The organism is Methanobacterium sp. (assembly GCA_030017655.1).
Taxonomy (GTDB): domain Archaea; phylum Methanobacteriota; class Methanobacteria; order Methanobacteriales; family Methanobacteriaceae; genus Methanobacterium_D.
This window is the reverse complement of record JASEIM010000076.1, coordinates 1-675: the sequence shown is the minus strand read 5'-3', so window position 1 is coordinate 675 and position 675 is coordinate 1. Positions and strand designations below refer to the sequence as shown.

Sequence of the window (675 nt, the reverse complement as noted above, 5' to 3'; positions counted from 1 at the left end):
GACTGCTAATCCCATGATCCTTTGGATCGCGCGGGTTCAAATCCCGTCCCCGGCGCTCAAAAACCGAAAGTTTTTGGCGCCTCGAAAACGAAGTTTTCGAGAGCGTTAACAATCAAAGATTGTTACACATCAAAATTAAAAATTTTGATAGTGCTCAACCTTTTTCTAAATAAAAAGGATTGTATCAAATTATTTCTTTTTTTACGCAAAACTTATATTCTTTTACTCAAGAAATCGTCAGGTTCATATAATTTAAAGATTTTTAGTCCAATTCGCTTTATTTAAATTTTATATAAACAGTTTTATAGTTGAAAAATTAATATTAGATAAAAGAACTATTTTAAACCTTTTTACAATTATTATATTCGAAAGATGTGATAATTATGAAAATAAGCCCCATATACCCATTATTAATGTTATTTGCATTAATTCTGCTTATTTTATCCATATCAACCCCTTATGCTCCTAAAATTGATAACTTTACTATTGATGAGCAAGTAATCCTAAATAAATCATCGTCTTTATCCTGGTCTAAACAGACAGAACTTAAAAATGTATTTATCGAGAACAATAAGGTTAGAAATCAATTATATAGCAAATACAACACCACTAATAATTTAGATTACTATCAATCATATGTAGATTCAGGTTATACCCTAAATGTATTCTCTAAAC

General features: G+C 28.7%; 1 protein-coding gene. It reads left to right on the top strand.

What is annotated here, in order from left to right; all coding sequences use genetic code 11:
* Window positions 1-383: 383 nt before the first annotated feature.
* Window positions 384-675 (top strand): hypothetical protein (locus QMD61_11685; protein ID MDI6725294.1); only part of this gene is annotated, 292 nt, incomplete at its 3' end.